The following is a 15634-nucleotide window of genomic DNA, read 5'->3' on the forward strand; positions in this document are numbered from 1 at the left end:
GATGGGAAATAGAAAAGTGATATTAATTTCCAGCTTCGCTATTTTACTATGTATCTTTGCATTTACAGACTTACAAAAATCCAATAGTTTATATGAACCAACTAATAAGATAATAGTACCAATGAGTCGTATTGTGGTAGGAGCCCATTTTGCTTCAGATGTTACAGTTGGAGTCGCTATTTCAGTTACTGTTTTTATGTGTTTGAAAAAATTTATATGGAGAGATAAGAAAAATATACGCACCAATAATAATGATGTTCTTCCACATTCATTGAATCGGTAATAAGAAAGTCTTTTCCTTTGAGGGAATATAATAATTAATGCATGGCTTGTTCATTAAGCTGTTTTGATAAATAAGTTAGCATTTGGGTTATCCTCATTTTATTTGTTAAATTCAATAATAGGATTATAGGCTGCAAGGTAAATTTCTGATTGCAAAATAATAGAGGGAAGAGTAATCTTCCCTCTATTTAATTTTCGTAAATGTAAGAGGCTGAGTACTTAAAGTTGCAGGTAAGTGTAATTGAAGAGTCGGGAATTCACCATTTACATTCATATCATAAGCGAATAAAAGCCCCATTTTCATTTGGAACAAACTAATTGATGCTGAGAAGATGTCGTAATGATGATGTTTTAGCTGAAATTCCATATCCATAAATTGTACATGTAGGAAATCATCTTGTTTGTATACTTTCAGTGTTCCATAAGCGGGATGCTCAAAAGTTCCAGTGTAGTCATCTAATGCATGAGAAGGGGTAGTCCCTTTTATTGGTTCGGGAAGTGATGTAGTTGCCTCTTTCATCATTTCTTTCATTTTTTCACTATCTTCTACAGCGCGTTCATGCCAGTCAATATATTCTAGTCCGAGAAGTTCGTCGTAAATATGTTTTGTAATATAAGTAGGGAGTACAGTTTGCCCTGAATTTGTTAATACGATAATACCGATATTTTCGTTGGGCATAAATGACGCAAGTGCAGAAAATCCATCAATATTACCACCATGATGAATAAGTTTATAACCGCGGTAAGCACTAATAAACCAACCTAGTCCATAGCTATTTAATGGTGATTCACTTGTTGATAACATTGGCTGATCCGGGATTGGAGTGTGTGGTGTATACATTTCTTGGAGTAGTTCAGTAGAAATCAAATCATGATTTTCTGTTTTTCCTTCGTTTAAATGAAGCAAAACCCATTTTGCCATATCTTCAATGGTAGAGTTAATACATCCAGCCGCTCCAACTGTATCAATATTTCGGAATGGAATTTCTTTCATTTCACCATTATCTTCAGTGTAAGGTAATGCATAATTATCTGTATTTTGTGAGTCTTTAACAGAGAAGTTTGTATGCTTCATATTTAAAGGTTCTAAAATATGTTCTGTAACGTATTGCTCCCACGTTTGATTCGTAATGTTTTCTACAATATAACTAATTGTCGCATACATTAAGTTGTTATAAAGAAATGCTGTGCGGAACGGTGCATCAAGTGATAAATATTTTATTTTTTCAACAAGATCTTTTCGAGTTAAGGAAGAACTGTACCAAAGAGCATCGTGACGACTTACCCCAGTACGATGAGAAGCTAAATCTCGTCCTGTAACTTGCGAGTTAGCGAGCATATCGGATAGAGAGAAGTTAGGTACGTAAGTTTGGACAGGAGTATCCCAATTAAACTTTTTTTGCTGTGCTAATAAGCTTAATGAAAGCGTACCGAATGCTTTCGTCGCAGAACCGATTGCGAATCGTGTCTGCGGAGTAACAGCCTCTTTTTTCTCTATGTTACGATAGCCGAAACCTTCTGAAATAATTACCTCACCATCTTTTATAACAGCTACAGCCGCTCCAGGAACATGTAAATCCTTCATCATCTTCTCAACCTTATGTTGTAACGTACTTAAAACAGGAGTTTTGATTTTAGACATGCTTCCAACCTCCAAATATAATTTTTATGTTCCGCACTATACTTTCTGTAATAGAAAAGTGAAAACCTTTTTTAATATTGAAAGTTAATAATTTTGTAAGAAATATTGAAAGAATTTTTATTAATTTGGATTATTAAATTCGATGTTTTTCATGTTATGATAAATCTCATATACGATTGAAAGAAGGTTTTTCTACATATGAAACATGCTGAATATGAATACTTAAATTTATGCCGTCATGTAATGGAGCACGGTACGAAGAAAGAAGATCGTACAGGGACAGGTACTGTATCTGTATTTGGATATCAAATGCGTTTCGATCTAAGTAAAGGATTTCCTTTATTAACGACAAAGAGAGTGCCATTTCGCCTAGTAGCAAGTGAACTGCTTTGGTTTATGAAAGGTGATACAAATATTCGTTATTTATTGCAACATAATAATAATATTTGGAATGAATGGGCGTTTAAGAGCTGGGTAGAAAGCGATGAGTATACTGGCCCTGATATGACAGATTTCGGTCTTCGCTCACAACAAGATGAGGAATTTAAGAAGCAATACAATGAGCAAATGGAATTGTTTAAAAAGAACGTTTTAGAAGACGATGAATTCTCAATGAAATTTGGATATTTAGGAGACGTATACGGAAAGCAGTGGCGTGCTTGGAAAACGACAGCTGGTGAGACACTTGATCAATTAAAAGATGTAATTGAAATGATTAAGAAAACGCCAGATTCACGCCGTCTAATTGTTTCTGCTTGGAATCCTGAAGATGTACCAAGTATGGCTTTACCGCCTTGTCATACGCTATTCCAGTTTTATGTAGCAGATGGAAAGCTTTCTTGTCAGTTATATCAGAGAAGCGGTGACATATTCCTTGGCATTCCATTTAACATTGCAAGCTATTCACTTTTAACACATTTAATTGCACATGAATGTGGTCTTGAAGTAGGAGAATTTGTTCATACAATTGGAGATGCACACATTTATACAAATCATTTTGAACAAGTAGAAAAGCAATTGGCACGTGAACCACGTCCATTCCCGAAACTTACATTAAATCCAGATGTGAAATCTGTGTTTGATTTTGAGATGGAAGATTTAACGATTGAAGGATATGATCCACACCCAGCGATTAAAGCACCGGTTGCAGTGTAATTGTAGAGGAGATGACAAAATGATTGTTTCATTTATGGTCGCAATGGACGAAAATAGAGTAATTGGTAAAGATAATAAATTACCTTGGCATATACCGAGTGAACTACAGTACGTGAAGAAAACGACGATGGGTCACCCACTTATAATGGGAAGAAAGAACTATGAAGCAATTGGTAGACCATTGCCTGGAAGACGTAATATTATTGTAACGCGTAACGGTGATTATCATGTTGAAGGTTGTGAAGTTGCTCATTCTGTGGAAGAAGTATTTGAGCTATGCAAAGATGAAGAAGAAATCTTTATTTTTGGAGGAGCGCAAATTTATGATTTATTCTTACCGTATGTAGAGAAGTTGTATATAACAAAGATTCATCATGCATTTGATGGAGATACATTCTTCCCGGAAATGGATATGACTGATTGGAAAGAAGTTTTTGTGGAGAAGGGCTTAACGGATGAAAAAAATCCGTACACGTACTATTATCATATTTATGAAAAGCAACAATAAAAAAGATTGATGTGAGCATTCACATCAATCTTTTTATTTATATTATCAGATGTATCTTTATAGATGGGATTCGATAGTGCTATAATGAGAGTTAGCATGTATAGAATGCTATAAATCGTTAGAAGTACGCCATGTAATAAAAGGAGGAGAATCAGTTGAGAAAAATATGGGGGATTCTTTTTCTTTGCTTAACATTCATGTTAGTTGGATGTGGTAAAGAAGAAAAACCACAAGAAGCGTTTGATACATATGTAAAAGCATGGAATAAACAAAAATTTGCAGATATGTACGATCAATTATCAGAAAATGCAAAAAAAGATATTTCAAAGAAAGAGTTTACTGAGAAATATGAAAAAATTTATTCTGGTATTGAAGTGAAAGACTTAAAGGTAGAAACAGGGGAAGTAAAAGAAGATAAAAAAGATGAAGGCCCTGTTCCTTTTAAAGTAAGCATGGATACAGTTGGTGGTAAAATCACTTTTGGTCATGAAGCAAAAATGGTGAAAGAAAAAGATGGAGATAAAGAATCTTGGAAAATAGATTGGACACCTGATTTCATTTTCCCTGGCATGACAAAAGATAGTAAAGTGCGTATGCAAACAACACAACCAAAACGTGGTGAAATATATGATCGTAATGGAAAAGGTCTTGCGACGAATGGGAAAGCTTCTGAGATTGGAATTGTTCCAGAAAAATTAGATGAAACTGCTCCGCAAACGAAAGAAGCAGTAGCGAAGTTGTTAAATATGTCTGTAGAAGAAATTGATCAAAAACTAGCTGCTAAATGGGTAAAACCAGGGTATCTTGTACCAATTGGAATTTTACCTGAAGGGACAACGCAAAATATGTATATTGATTTACCTGGTGTTGCAGCAAAACCTGTAAATGTTCGTACATATCCGTTAGGGGAAGCAGCAGCGCATCTTACTGGTTATATCGGAAAAGTAAATGCTGAAGATTTAAAAACGCTTCAAAAGAAAGGCTATCAAGCCGATGAACCAGTTGGTAAGGCTGGATTAGAGCAAGTATTGGAAGAACAGCTACGCGGGAAAAAAGGTGGCCGTGTCTTCATGGAAGATACACAAGGAAAAGAAATTAAAAATTTAGCAAAAACAGATGCTGTTGATGGAGAAAATGTAACTTTAACTATCGATAGTGTTGTTCAAGAAAAAACGTATAATGAAATGAAAGGAGAAGCTGGTTCAAGTGCGGCAATTAATCCGAAAAGTGGAGAAACAATTGCTCTTGTAAGTAGTCCAGCTTATAATCCTAATTTAATTGCACGAGGAACATCAAAAGCACAGCGCGAGGCTTGGAATAATGACCCGAAAAAACCGATGACGAATCGATTTACACAATTATCGGTACCAGGTTCTGTATTTAAGCCAATTACAGGTGCAATTGGTCTTGAAACAAAAACAATCGATCCAAAAGAAGAATTGAAAATTGAAGGACTGGAATGGACGAAAGATTCTTCTTGGGGCAATTATTACGTAACACGTGTAAAAGATGCAAATCCGATTGATTTTGATAAGGCAATGAAATACTCGGATAATATTTATTTCGCACAAGAAGCTTTGAAAATTGGAAAAGATAAATTTATGGCTGAGGCGAAAAAATTCGGATTTGATGAGAAATTACCAATTGAATACGGATTCCCAGCTTCTAAAATCGCAAATGATGGCATAAAAAATGATATTCAAATGGCAGATACAGGATATGGACAAGGACAAGTCTTAATGACTCCTCTTCATTTAGCTTTAACGTATGCACCGATTGTAAATGATGGAAAGATTCCGTCACCGTATCTTATTAAAACAGATAAACAACCAAAAACTTGGAAAGAGAACGTGATTTCTAAAGAAAATCAAGATATATTGAAAACGGCTTTAACGAAAGTAATTAACGATCCAGATGGTACGGGGAAAATTGCGAAAATTGATGGTATGACCCTTGCTGGTAAAACAGGAACAGCAGAATTAAAAGTATCAAAAGAGGCAGAAGGAAAAGAACTAGGTTGGTTCGCTGCGTTTGATTTAAATTCACCTGATATGGTCATTACAATGATGATTGAAGATGTAAAAGGTAGAGGTGGAAGTAATATTCCGGCTGAAAAAGTGAAACATGTTTTTCAAAAGTAGTAATTGAAGAAGACTATCTCCATGAAATATGGAGATAGTTTTTTATTTGATTAAAACCTTAATATTTATATACAAAAACTAACTGAAATAATATAACTTATTAACTTACGAAAAAAAGTAGCTATTTTTATTGACATCCATTAAAACTTTTTGTATCATACTTACATAAGGTAAGTTATTTACTATAAAATAATAAATCTCAAATTAAAGATAAATTAGAAAAAGGGAGATAATATAATGACAAAATTACTATTTATTACAGCAAATCCAAATTCAGCAGAAGGTTCTTTCGGTATGGCAGTAGGGGAAGCTTTTATCGAAGCATATAAAAACGAACATCCACAAGACGAAGTTGTAACAATTGATTTATTCAATACAACTGTACCAGCAATCGATGCAGACGTATTCGCTGCTTGGGGTAAATTTGCAGCAGGCGAAGGATTCGAAGCTTTAAGTGAAAATCAGCAACAAAAAGTTGCAGCAATGAACAATAACTTAGAAACATTTATGCATGCAGATCGTTATGTATTCGTGACTCCAATGTGGAACTTCAGCTACCCAGCAGTAGTGAAAGCATACTTAGATAACTTATCAATCGCAGGTAAAACATTTAAATATACTGAAAATGGTCCAGTTGGCTTACTAGAAGGAAAAAAAGCACTTCATATTCAAGCTACAGGCGGCGTTTACTCTGAAGGAGCATACGCATCTATGGACTTCGGTCGCAATCATTTAAATGCAGTATTAGGATTCATGGGTGTATCAGACACTGAATATATTGCAGTTGAAGGAATGAATGCAAATCCTGAAAAAGCACAAGACATTAAAGAAGCAGCAATTGCAAGTGCACGCGAATTAGCAAAACGTTTCTAATATAGAAAACTTCAAAATGTCCAAACACTTGTTGTTTGGACATTTTTTCTTCTTTTTCCTTCGTTTGTCTAGTATAATGAAGGTCGGAATGATAATAGGTGGGGGTTCTGTATGATTCAAACGTTTTTTAAAATCTTTTATTTAATTTTAATCGTAATTGCGATTACACCAAGGTTGTGGCGTATAAAAAGAAAAGCAAATGCGATGTCACCGCAAGAAAAAGATAGTGTTGTGTATAAAACAACCAACTGGTTTGGTAAGAAAATGGTGCGTGTAACTGGATCGACTGTAGAAGTAAAGGGACTTGAAAATGTTCCGAAAGACAAGCCAGTGCTAGTTGTAAGTAATCATCAAAGTAATATGGATATTCCTGTGTTACTAGGTTACTTAAATAAGCCAATTGGATTCGTTTCAAAAGCGGAAATTAAAAAGTTTCCGGTTGTGCCAACATGGATGGAACTAATGAATTGTGTGTTTATGGACCGCAGCGATCGTCGTCAATCTCTTAAGGCAATTAAAGATGGAATTGAACTGTTAAAGAGCGGGCATTCTATCGTGATTTTTCCAGAGGGAACGAGAAGTAAGGGTGGCGAAATCGGTGAGTTTAAAGCAGGGAGTTTTCACCTTGCTGTAAAATCTGGCGTATCTATATTACCAGTAACTTTGGATGGTACATATAAGATGTTTGAGGCTAATGGAAATCGTATGAAACCAGCTCATGCAACATTAACAATTTCTAAGCCAATTACACCTGAAGAATATGCAAGTATGGATGCTAAAGAGTTAACCCAGCATACAAAAGATATTATTGCATCTCAATTACATAAGTAATAAAAAAAGTTTCAGCTTAAACAAGCTGAAACTTTTTTTATGCTGCGGGTAAGACATAAAACAGTACGCAGAAAAACATCATTGTACTACCGCCTAGTACGAAGAGATGCCAAATGGCATGATTGAACGGAAGCTTTTCCCAAAGGAAGAATATAGCTCCGACAGAATACAAAATGCCGCCTATTAATAGTAGTGAGAAGCCGTGACCGGTTAAATTTTCATAAAGGGGTTTAATGGCAACGATGATGAGCCAACCCATAATGATATAACATAATGTTGATGTTTTAATAAAGCGACGAACAAAGAAGATTTTGAAAATAATGCCACCAATCGCAAGGGTCCAAATAATTGCGAGTAAAGTCCAACCGAGCGGGCCACGCAGTGTAATGAGTAGAAATGGTGTATACGTGCCGGCAATTAATAAATATATGGCGGAGTGATCTAAAATGGTAAATAACTTTTCTACTTTTGGATGATGGATGCTATGTAGCAGTGTAGAAAATAAGTATAGCAAGAACATGCTTACGCCATAAACGGTAAAGCCAACAACAGCAGATGCTGTGCCATGTTTGGAAGCGTGAATAATTAATATGATTAAGGCAGGGATGCTTAAAATGGCACCGATACCATGGGTAATTGCATTCGCAATTTCTTCTTTTACAAATTGGGTCATTCTTTTAATTTTTTGCGTCATAATGTTAATCCCTTTCACTGTATTGAGATAAGTTATATTTTCCTTAACCATATCATATACAAAAGGAATAGAAAATGATATTTAATTAATTATATTTTTGAATTTTTTTGACAAAAGACAACGGATACATTGACGTTTACGAAATTTTTTGACAAAATGAACTTATGGAATAGTAGGACAAGGAATCTACTTATGAAGGGGATGGGGAAATGTTTTCAAATATCGGCTTTCCAGGGTTAATTTTAATTTTAGTAGCAGTGTTAATTTTATTTGGCCCAAAAAAGTTACCGGAAATTGGGAAAGCTTTAGGGGAAACGTTAAAAGAATTTAAAAAATCAACAAAAGAATTGACTGATGAGGCATTTCAAGAGAAAGAAAAAAATAAATAAAAGAATATGCTGAAGTTTTTCTCGGAATGGATAAATAAAGTGTGGTGAACGAGATGGAAGATCGGGAAATGAGCGTAGTAGAACATATTGTTGAGCTTCGCAAACGAGTAATATATACAGTATTATCCTTTGTATTATTTTTAATTATTGGATTTACTTTTACGAAGGATATTTATTTTTGGCTTGTAAAAGATTTACCAATGAAATTAACTGTTCTCGGTCCAAGTGATGTGTTGTGGATTTTTTTCTCGATTGCTACAGTATTTGCTATCGTTTGTACAATTCCTTTTGCTGCGATACAAATTTGGTTATTTGTAAAACCAGGTTTACATCCCAATGAACAAAAAATGACATTAATGTATATACCGGTATTGTCTATATTATTTATAGCAGGCCTATCTTTCGGTTATTTTATCGTCATGCCATTTTTATTTCATTTCCTAACTACAATTGGTAATGAGATGTTTAATACGATGTTTACAACGGAAAAATATTTTCATTTCGTATTAAATTTAACAGTTCCGTTTGCTGTTATATTTGAATTACCTGTAGTTGTTATGTTTTTAACGAGTATAGGTCTTCTAACGGCAGAATTTCTTCAGAAAATAAGAAGATATGCTTATGTCGTGTTGATTATAATTGCATCATGTATATCGCCGCCAGATTTTTTATCACATAGTTTAGTAGCGGTACCGCTTATTTGTATTTATGAAATTAGTATCGCTTTATCAAAGATAGTTAGTAAACGAAAACAGAAAAGAGAAGAAGAAATACAGTCGAAAAGTGCCTCGTTATAAAGGCACTTTTTAATTTATTTGTTATACTCTAGCTATAATTGTATACAATATATAGAAGGAAAAAATTATAGAATCTCCAAAATTTAGACAAACTTTTCATTTTTATAAGTTTATACTGAAGTTATCAAGCTATATATGGGTAATAAGACTCCCGTCTCAAAGGATATATAGGACAGGGTTCGAATTAGGTGGATATAAATGAAGTATTAACTTCTAAATGGGGCAGCTTAAGGATATTTTAGTATTCATAGGAAACCTACACTAAAAAACGTGTTAAAGAATAAAGTGGAGGAAGTTCAAAAATCCAACGAAAAAGAGGATTGATATTGTGATTACGAAAAGTTTTTATTTCACTCATGCAACAGGGAATTGTATTAAAATATTTGAAATCCCTGTCCTACAAACACAGCATCCATTAGCGTTTCTAATTCAGTCTCGTCTTCAATTGTTTATTGCAAAAATTCAAAAACATAAAAACCCAAGATTCTCGTACTCTTTCCGTGAATATTTACAAAGTTGTTTGAAGTGGAATGATTATTCAAATGTATATAAGACAAATACTCTTGAAAAGAATGCATAATACACAGCAGGGACAGAGTTAGGTAGGCTCTGTCTTTTTCATTTTAGGTATAAAAATATAATTAATTTGGTGAAATTTATTCGAAATTGTTGAAAGCCTCGGGAATACTAGTATAATAACAGGGAGAGCGTATTGGAAAGGGAAGAATATAATATGCAAAAAATTAAAATTGTAACAGATTCAACGGCAGATTTATCTCAAGAAGTGATTGAGAAGTATGATGTTCATATTCTACCATTATCTATTTCTGTAAATGGACAAACATACTTAGATCGTGTAGATTTGCAACCGGATGAATTTATTGAAGAAATGATTAAATCAGAAGAATTACCAAAAACATCACAACCGGCTATGGGTACATTTGTAGAAATGTATGACAAGCTAGGCGAAGACGGAAGCCAAGTGCTTTCTATTCATATGACAGGTGGAATGAGCGGTACTGTCGCAACAGCGAATAGTGCTGCATCAATGACAGATACGAAAGTAACAGTTGTTGATTCTCAATTTATTACACATGCTTTAGCATATCAAGTAATTGAAGCTGCAAAAATGGCAAAAGAAGAATGCTCACTAGAAGATATTTTAAAACGTATTGATGAAGTAAGAAAGAATACTCGTTTATATGTTGTCGTAGATACATTAGAGAACTTAGTGAAGGGTGGACGTATCGGTAAAGGGAAAGCTTTTATCGGTTCATTACTTAATATTAAACCTATTGCAAGTTTAGAAGGCGGCGTATATAATCCGGTAACGAAAGTACGTAGCCAAGGGCAGATTGTAAAAACGTTGGCTAAACTATTCGAGGAAGATACTGCTGGAAAAGTGGTGAAAGCTGTTGCGATTCCACATGCTAAAGCAATTCCTTTAGCAGAAAGTGTAAAAGCTGCTGTTGAAAAAGTGAATGGATTCACTCAATCAGAGATTTTCTTTACAACACCAGTTATCAGTACTCATACAGGACCAGGAGCAATTGGTTTTATGTATTTAGCAGAGTAATAAAAAAGCTACTTGAAATGAATTTTCAAGTAGCTTTTTTATTATTTCAGGACAGAAAATAAGAAATGAGAAGGGCAATACAGGCGCTACCGCTAATTATATAGCGAGTCTGTAAATAATCTTTCATGAAAAACACCCTTTTCAATTTTTTAAAGTATATGATAAATTACTCGCAAAAATTAGTACTATTATACATGAGAAGTTTCTGTGATTTTTACTGGTTCTTTATCTGGGACAATAGGGCTATACGTGAAAGTTTGACCTAAAAAGAGAACATGTAGTTGTTCCCACGGTAGCATTCGTAAATTCCAGTTATTTCGTAGTCGTGTTACTGCTTCCCTTGGTGTTTCATCTGCTAAAGCAAAAGTACCGTAGTGCATGGGAATGAAATGTGTAGCTTTTATATCTAGATACGCTTGCACAGCTTCTTCTGGTGAAACGTGAGACACTTTCATAAACCATTCTGGTTCATAGGCACCAATTGGCATAAGTGCAATATCGATTGAAAAACGTTTGCCGATCTCTTTAAATCCTTGGAAATAACCACTATCACCACAAAAATAAATGGTTTCTGAAGAAGTCATATTATCAATGATCCATCCTCCCCAGTGAGAGGTGTTCATATCAAATAATGTTCTTCTCGTCCAGTGCTGGGCAGGTACGAAGTGAAAAGAGACTTCATCAATTGTTGTACTTTCCCACCAATTGTATTCTTCTACATTGGTGAATTTTTTACGAGTAAATAATTTTTTTAGCCCAATAGGAACAAGGTATAAGGTATCATCATTTAGTTGACGAAGAGATGAAAAGTCTAAATGATCGTAATGACCGTGTGAAATAAGAACGATATCGATTTTAGGTAGTTCTTTTATAGTGAGCCCTGGCTCAGTAAGTCGTGGAACTAACTTTAATTTATTTGCCCATACTGGATCTGTTAAAATATTTAAGCCGTTCGTTTGAATGAGAAAAGTTGAATGACCAATCCATGTGACAGTCGTTTTTTCAAAGTTATTTAGTAGAAATTTACTTTGTTTAACAGGTGATTGTTCTACTAGAAAAGAAAAGTCTTTTTTGTTTTGCTTTCTCTCTTTACGCCAACGTAAGAAGGCGCGAATTGATTTTTTTGTACTTGCATTATCCATATTTTCATAGCGCTTTGCCATGAACATCACCTCATTTAAAATCGTTGTAGTTGTATTGTACCGAAATGTTGTTAAGGAATACAGTGTTTAACATGGATTAATGTTTAAGTAATTGTAAAAAAATAGGGGGATTTATTTACAAATTTAACAATGAACTTCGTTTCGCAAATAATGGTTAGAGAAATAATAGTAGTAAAATATATTTTGTCTAGTAATTCGCTTGAAATAAAGAAGTAACATACGTAAATTCGTACGATTTCGTGAACAAATGATGTAAACAATTTTCTCATAGTGTTTACTTTTGTTATGATATACATAACTTACATAAATTAAGGATAGAGAAAAGAGGTTTAATAATGAAGCGTTATCAAAAGTTAATTGGTCTTATGGTTGTATTTTGTCTCTTTGTACTTGCAGGTTGTAGCAGTTCAGGGGCAAAACTCCGTAAACCGTTAAACTGGGATTTGGAAACTTTCCAATTTACAAATCAAGAAGGAAAGCCGTTTGGTACAAAAGATTTAAAAGGGAAAGTTTGGGTAGCTGATTTCATGTTTACAAACTGTCAAACAGTTTGTCCGCCAATGACTGCTAATATGGCGAAATTACAGAAAATGGCTAAGGAAGAGAAATTAGACGTTCAGTTTGTTTCGTTTAGTGTAGACCCTGAACTTGATAAACCAGAAAATTTGAAAGCATTCATTCAAAAGTTTACAGAGGATACAAGTAACTGGAACTTGTTAACTGGTTATTCACTGGAGGATATTACAAAGTTTTCAAAAGATAACTTCCAGTCGCTTGTAGATAAACCAGAGAATGGGCAAGTAATACACGGTACATCATTTTTCTTAGTCGATCAAAATGGAAAAGTAATGAAAAAATATAGCGGCATTAGCAATACGCCATACGAAGATATTATACGTGATATGAAGCGATTAGCTTCTTAAAAAGAAGGGTGCTAAGCACCCTTCTTTTATTAGTATTCAGTCTATGGATAATATGTCATGCTGTTGTGGTAATTTCGGTGCGCGAATTTCTAATACACCGTTTTGATAAGAAGCTTTCGTTGCTTTTTTATTAATTAAATATGGTAACTTAATAATTCTTGACGCTTCTGAAATGGAACGTTCTCGGCGATAATAGTTATGAGATGTTTGTTCTTCTTCCGTCTCTTCAAGTATATCTTCTTTTACAGAGACTTTTAAGTATTCGCTTTGTATTTCAATTTGAATTTGTTCTTTTTGTATACCTGGTAGTTCGGCTGTAACGACGAGTTCGTCACCAACTTCGTATAAATCTACTGGGAATGTTAATAAACGGTTTCCTTTTTGGAAAAAATGATTTAAATCAGCAATTACGCCACGAAGAGGCGTTTGTTCGAAAAAATCATCAATTTGTTTTAAATAATTACGAACTGGTGGGCGAGAAGAATCTTTTTTTTCTTCACTCATGGTATTACCTCCTAGAAATCAATTTGCAATATCATATGACAAAAGCGGAGAAAGGTGAGTGCCTAGTTTTCATGTTTTCATAAAAAAATGTTAAAAATGTGAAATGGAGTGAGTTTTTTATAGTTTTTGGTCGCCATATTCAGTTGATTATGCTAGTATAAATAGGGTTGATATAGTAGTATTGAGACAGAATGAAAACTGAAAGAGGGTAAGAAGTATGTGTGGTTTTGTAGGATGTTTATGTGAAAACCCTAGAGAGTTTTCAGAAACAGAAAAACATCAATTTGAAAATATGAACACGATGATTTTCCACCGCGGTCCAGATGACGAAGGATATTTTCGTGATGAACATGTACAATTTGGCTTCCGCCGTTTAAGTATCATTGACTTAGAGGCAGGACATCAGCCGTTAACTTATGAAAATGATCGATATGTAATTATTTTTAATGGTGAAATTTACAATTATGTAGAACTACGTGAAATGTTACTTGAAAAAGGTGCAACTTTTGCTACACAATCTGATACAGAAGTTATCATTGCATTGTATGCACATATGAAAGAAAAATGTGTAGACTACCTTCGTGGTATGTTCGCATTTATGATTTGGGATCGTGAAGAAAAGACACTTTTCGGTGCACGTGACCACTTCGGTATTAAGCCTTTATACATCGCACAACAAGGTGATACTACATTCTTCGCATCTGAGAAGAAAAGTATTATGCATGTAATGGAAGACAAAGGGGTAAACCCAAAGTCACTACAACACTACTTTACGTACCAATATGGTCCAGAGCCAGAAACATTAACAATTGATGTTAACAAAATTGAGCCTGGTCATTACTTCGTAAAAGAAATCGGTAAAGAGATGGAAATCCATCGCTACTGGAATCCTTATTTCAACGCTTCAAGCGCAACGAAAGAGGAGCATATCCAAGCAATTCGTGATGTATTATACGATTCTGTAAAAGTACATATGCGTAGTGATGTACCAGTAGGTTCTTTCTTATCTGGTGGTATCGATTCATCTATTATTGCTTCTATCGCAAGAGAAATGAATCCAAATCTATTAACATTCTCTATTGGTTTCGAACAACGCGGTTTCAGTGAAGTTGATGTTGCGAAAGAAACTGCTGAGAAATTAGGAGTTAAAAACCATAACGTATTCATTACAGCGCAAGAATTTATGGATGAGTTCCCAAAAATCATTTGGCATATGGATGATCCTTTAGCGGATCCAGCAGCTGTACCATTGTATTTCGTTGCGAAAGAAGCGCGTAAACATGTAACGGTTGTTCTTTCTGGTGAAGGTGCAGACGAGCTATTTGGTGGATATAACATTTATCGTGAGCCAAACTCGTTAAAAATGTTCTCTTACATTCCTAGCCCAGGAAAGAGTGTTCTAAAGGCATTAAGTGGTGCTCTTAAAGAAGGGTTTAAAGGAAAAAGCTTCTTAGAGCGTGGATGTACGCCAATCGAAGAGCGTTACTATGGAAATGCGAAAATCTTCCGTGAAGAAGAGAAAGCTGAATTAATGAAGTATTACGATGAAAGTGTTAACTATATGGATATCACGAAACCATTGTATAACGAAATTAAAGATTATGATGATGTAAGTAAAATGCAGTACATTGATATGTTCACATGGTTACGCGGCGATATTTTATTAAAAGCTGATAAAATGACGATGGCAAATTCATTAGAACTTCGTGTACCGTTCTTAGATAAAGAAGTATTTGACGTTGCATCTAAAATTCCGACAGAATTTAAAATTGCAAATGGAACAACGAAAGCTATATTACGTGAAGCTGCTCGTGGAATTGTTCCGGATCACGTGTTAGATCGTAAAAAGCTTGGATTCCCAGTACCAATTCGTCACTGGTTAAAAGATGAAATGCACGATTGGGCTGTAAATATTATTAAAGAAAGCAAAACTGAGCATTTAATCGAAAAACAGTATGTATTAAACTTACTGGAAGCACATTGTGCAGATAAAGGCGATTATAGCCGTAAAATTTGGACTGTACTTGCGTTTATGGTATGGCATCAAATTTATGTTGAGCATAAATACGATACGAATAAGTTCCACGAAGAAACAAAGCGTGCGTATAGCTTAGTTTAATAAAAAACCTTAAGGTCGCATTCGATCTTAAGGTTTT

The 15634-nt window shown here is 34.5% G+C and carries 16 protein-coding genes; 12 read left to right on the top strand and 4 right to left on the bottom strand.

Annotated elements, in window-relative coordinates:
- Nucleotide 1: 1 nt before the first annotated feature.
- The gene (locus NSS97_RS11415; protein ID WP_341112562.1) at nucleotides 2-283 is read left to right on the top strand and encodes a hypothetical protein; all 282 of its coding nucleotides are present in this window, start codon (nucleotides 2-4) and stop codon (nucleotides 281-283) included.
- Nucleotides 284-466: 183 nt separating this feature from the next.
- On the opposite strand, the gene NSS97_RS11420 is transcribed toward NSS97_RS11415, so the two are convergent.
- On the bottom strand, nucleotides 467-1924 hold the full coding sequence (locus NSS97_RS11420) for a serine hydrolase (RefSeq protein ID WP_341112565.1): 1458 nt from the start codon (nucleotides 1922-1924) through the stop codon (nucleotides 467-469).
- Nucleotides 1925-2122: 198 nt separating this feature from the next.
- Here NSS97_RS11420 and NSS97_RS11425 point away from each other — a divergent pair, with 198 nt between their 5' ends.
- The 5 genes from NSS97_RS11425 (at nucleotide 2123) to NSS97_RS11445 (ending at nucleotide 7432) form a co-directional block, all read left to right on the top strand.
- Entirely contained in the window at nucleotides 2123-3079 is a 957-nt protein-coding gene (locus tag NSS97_RS11425) for a thymidylate synthase (protein ID WP_107887466.1), read from the top strand.
- A 19-nt stretch (nucleotides 3080-3098) separates the two neighbouring features.
- Complete coding sequence (locus NSS97_RS11430) at nucleotides 3099-3587, top strand: dihydrofolate reductase (protein WP_044441921.1); 489 nt, start codon at nucleotides 3099-3101, stop codon at nucleotides 3585-3587.
- 155 nt (nucleotides 3588-3742) lie between these two features.
- Nucleotides 3743-5728: a penicillin-binding protein 3 gene (pbpC, locus tag NSS97_RS11435; RefSeq protein WP_341112570.1), complete on the top strand. Its 1986-nt coding sequence runs from the start codon at nucleotides 3743-3745 to the stop codon at nucleotides 5726-5728.
- A 237-nt stretch (nucleotides 5729-5965) separates the two neighbouring features.
- The gene (locus NSS97_RS11440) at nucleotides 5966-6601 is read left to right on the top strand and encodes an FMN-dependent NADH-azoreductase (protein WP_044441917.1); all 636 of its coding nucleotides are present in this window, start codon (nucleotides 5966-5968) and stop codon (nucleotides 6599-6601) included.
- A 111-nt stretch (nucleotides 6602-6712) separates the two neighbouring features.
- Nucleotides 6713-7432: a lysophospholipid acyltransferase family protein gene (locus NSS97_RS11445; protein WP_002141628.1), complete on the top strand. Its 720-nt coding sequence runs from the start codon at nucleotides 6713-6715 to the stop codon at nucleotides 7430-7432.
- 37 nt (nucleotides 7433-7469) lie between these two features.
- On the opposite strand, the gene trhA is transcribed toward NSS97_RS11445, so the two are convergent.
- Entirely contained in the window at nucleotides 7470-8126 is a 657-nt protein-coding gene (gene trhA, locus NSS97_RS11450; protein ID WP_002085872.1) for a PAQR family membrane homeostasis protein TrhA, read from the bottom strand.
- 209 nt (nucleotides 8127-8335) lie between these two features.
- On the opposite strand from trhA, the gene NSS97_RS11455 reads away from it, so the two are divergent.
- The 4 genes from NSS97_RS11455 (at nucleotide 8336) to NSS97_RS11470 (ending at nucleotide 10888) form a co-directional block, all read left to right on the top strand.
- Nucleotides 8336-8515, top strand: a complete 180-nt coding sequence (locus tag NSS97_RS11455) for a twin-arginine translocase TatA/TatE family subunit (protein ID WP_002012719.1) — start codon at nucleotides 8336-8338, stop codon at nucleotides 8513-8515.
- A gap of 53 nt (nucleotides 8516-8568) precedes the next feature.
- Nucleotides 8569-9312 carry a twin-arginine translocase subunit TatC gene (gene tatC, locus NSS97_RS11460; RefSeq protein WP_012260868.1) on the top strand — a complete coding sequence of 248 codons (744 nt, stop codon included), beginning with the start codon at nucleotides 8569-8571 and terminating at the stop codon, nucleotides 9310-9312.
- A 328-nt stretch (nucleotides 9313-9640) separates the two neighbouring features.
- Nucleotides 9641-9892: a DUF2535 family protein gene (locus tag NSS97_RS11465; protein WP_002012715.1), complete on the top strand. Its 252-nt coding sequence runs from the start codon at nucleotides 9641-9643 to the stop codon at nucleotides 9890-9892.
- Between the two features lie 153 nt (nucleotides 9893-10045).
- Nucleotides 10046-10888 (top strand): DegV family protein, encoded by an 843-nt coding sequence (locus NSS97_RS11470; RefSeq protein WP_107887552.1) that lies wholly within the window; start codon nucleotides 10046-10048, stop codon nucleotides 10886-10888.
- 188 nt (nucleotides 10889-11076) lie between these two features.
- Here NSS97_RS11470 and NSS97_RS11475 read toward each other — a convergent pair whose 3' ends face one another.
- Complete coding sequence (locus NSS97_RS11475) at nucleotides 11077-12051, bottom strand: MBL fold metallo-hydrolase (protein ID WP_107887468.1); 975 nt, start codon at nucleotides 12049-12051, stop codon at nucleotides 11077-11079.
- A gap of 335 nt (nucleotides 12052-12386) precedes the next feature.
- Between NSS97_RS11475 and NSS97_RS11480 the strand changes: the two genes are divergently transcribed.
- The gene (locus tag NSS97_RS11480; RefSeq protein WP_002031708.1) at nucleotides 12387-12974 is read left to right on the top strand and encodes an SCO family protein; all 588 of its coding nucleotides are present in this window, start codon (nucleotides 12387-12389) and stop codon (nucleotides 12972-12974) included.
- A 36-nt stretch (nucleotides 12975-13010) separates the two neighbouring features.
- Here NSS97_RS11480 and NSS97_RS11485 read toward each other — a convergent pair whose 3' ends face one another.
- Nucleotides 13011-13478: an Hsp20/alpha crystallin family protein gene (locus tag NSS97_RS11485; RefSeq protein ID WP_002012708.1), complete on the bottom strand. Its 468-nt coding sequence runs from the start codon at nucleotides 13476-13478 to the stop codon at nucleotides 13011-13013.
- 217 nt (nucleotides 13479-13695) lie between these two features.
- Between NSS97_RS11485 and asnB the strand changes: the two genes are divergently transcribed.
- On the top strand, nucleotides 13696-15597 hold the full coding sequence (gene asnB / locus NSS97_RS11490) for an asparagine synthase (glutamine-hydrolyzing) (RefSeq protein WP_002012706.1): 1902 nt from the start codon (nucleotides 13696-13698) through the stop codon (nucleotides 15595-15597).
- Nucleotides 15598-15634: the final 37 nt, after the last annotated feature.

The sequence above is a fragment of the Bacillus sp. FSL R12-0074 genome, from assembly GCF_038005725.1.
Classification (GTDB): domain Bacteria; phylum Bacillota; class Bacilli; order Bacillales; family Bacillaceae_G; genus Bacillus_A; species Bacillus_A mycoides.

Coding starts and splice junctions, on each gene's coding strand:
- NSS97_RS11470 (WP_107887552.1), top strand. CDS start 10,046: ATGCAAAAAATTAAAATTGTAACAGATTCAACGGCAGATTTATCTCAA.
- NSS97_RS11475 (WP_107887468.1), bottom strand. CDS start 12,051: ATGGCAAAGCGCTATGAAAATATGGATAATGCAAGTACAAAAAAATCA.
- NSS97_RS11415 (WP_341112562.1), top strand. CDS start 2: ATGGGAAATAGAAAAGTGATATTAATTTCCAGCTTCGCTATTTTACTA.
- NSS97_RS11440 (WP_044441917.1), top strand. CDS start 5,966: ATGACAAAATTACTATTTATTACAGCAAATCCAAATTCAGCAGAAGGT.
- NSS97_RS11420 (WP_341112565.1), bottom strand. CDS start 1,924: ATGTCTAAAATCAAAACTCCTGTTTTAAGTACGTTACAACATAAGGTT.
- NSS97_RS11445 (WP_002141628.1), top strand. CDS start 6,713: ATGATTCAAACGTTTTTTAAAATCTTTTATTTAATTTTAATCGTAATT.
- NSS97_RS11430 (WP_044441921.1), top strand. CDS start 3,099: ATGATTGTTTCATTTATGGTCGCAATGGACGAAAATAGAGTAATTGGT.
- NSS97_RS11480 (WP_002031708.1), top strand. CDS start 12,387: ATGAAGCGTTATCAAAAGTTAATTGGTCTTATGGTTGTATTTTGTCTC.
- NSS97_RS11455 (WP_002012719.1), top strand. CDS start 8,336: ATGTTTTCAAATATCGGCTTTCCAGGGTTAATTTTAATTTTAGTAGCA.
- trhA (WP_002085872.1), bottom strand. CDS start 8,126: ATGACGCAAAAAATTAAAAGAATGACCCAATTTGTAAAAGAAGAAATT.
- tatC (WP_012260868.1), top strand. CDS start 8,569: ATGGAAGATCGGGAAATGAGCGTAGTAGAACATATTGTTGAGCTTCGC.
- asnB (WP_002012706.1), top strand. CDS start 13,696: ATGTGTGGTTTTGTAGGATGTTTATGTGAAAACCCTAGAGAGTTTTCA.
- NSS97_RS11425 (WP_107887466.1), top strand. CDS start 2,123: ATGAAACATGCTGAATATGAATACTTAAATTTATGCCGTCATGTAATG.
- NSS97_RS11485 (WP_002012708.1), bottom strand. CDS start 13,478: ATGAGTGAAGAAAAAAAAGATTCTTCTCGCCCACCAGTTCGTAATTAT.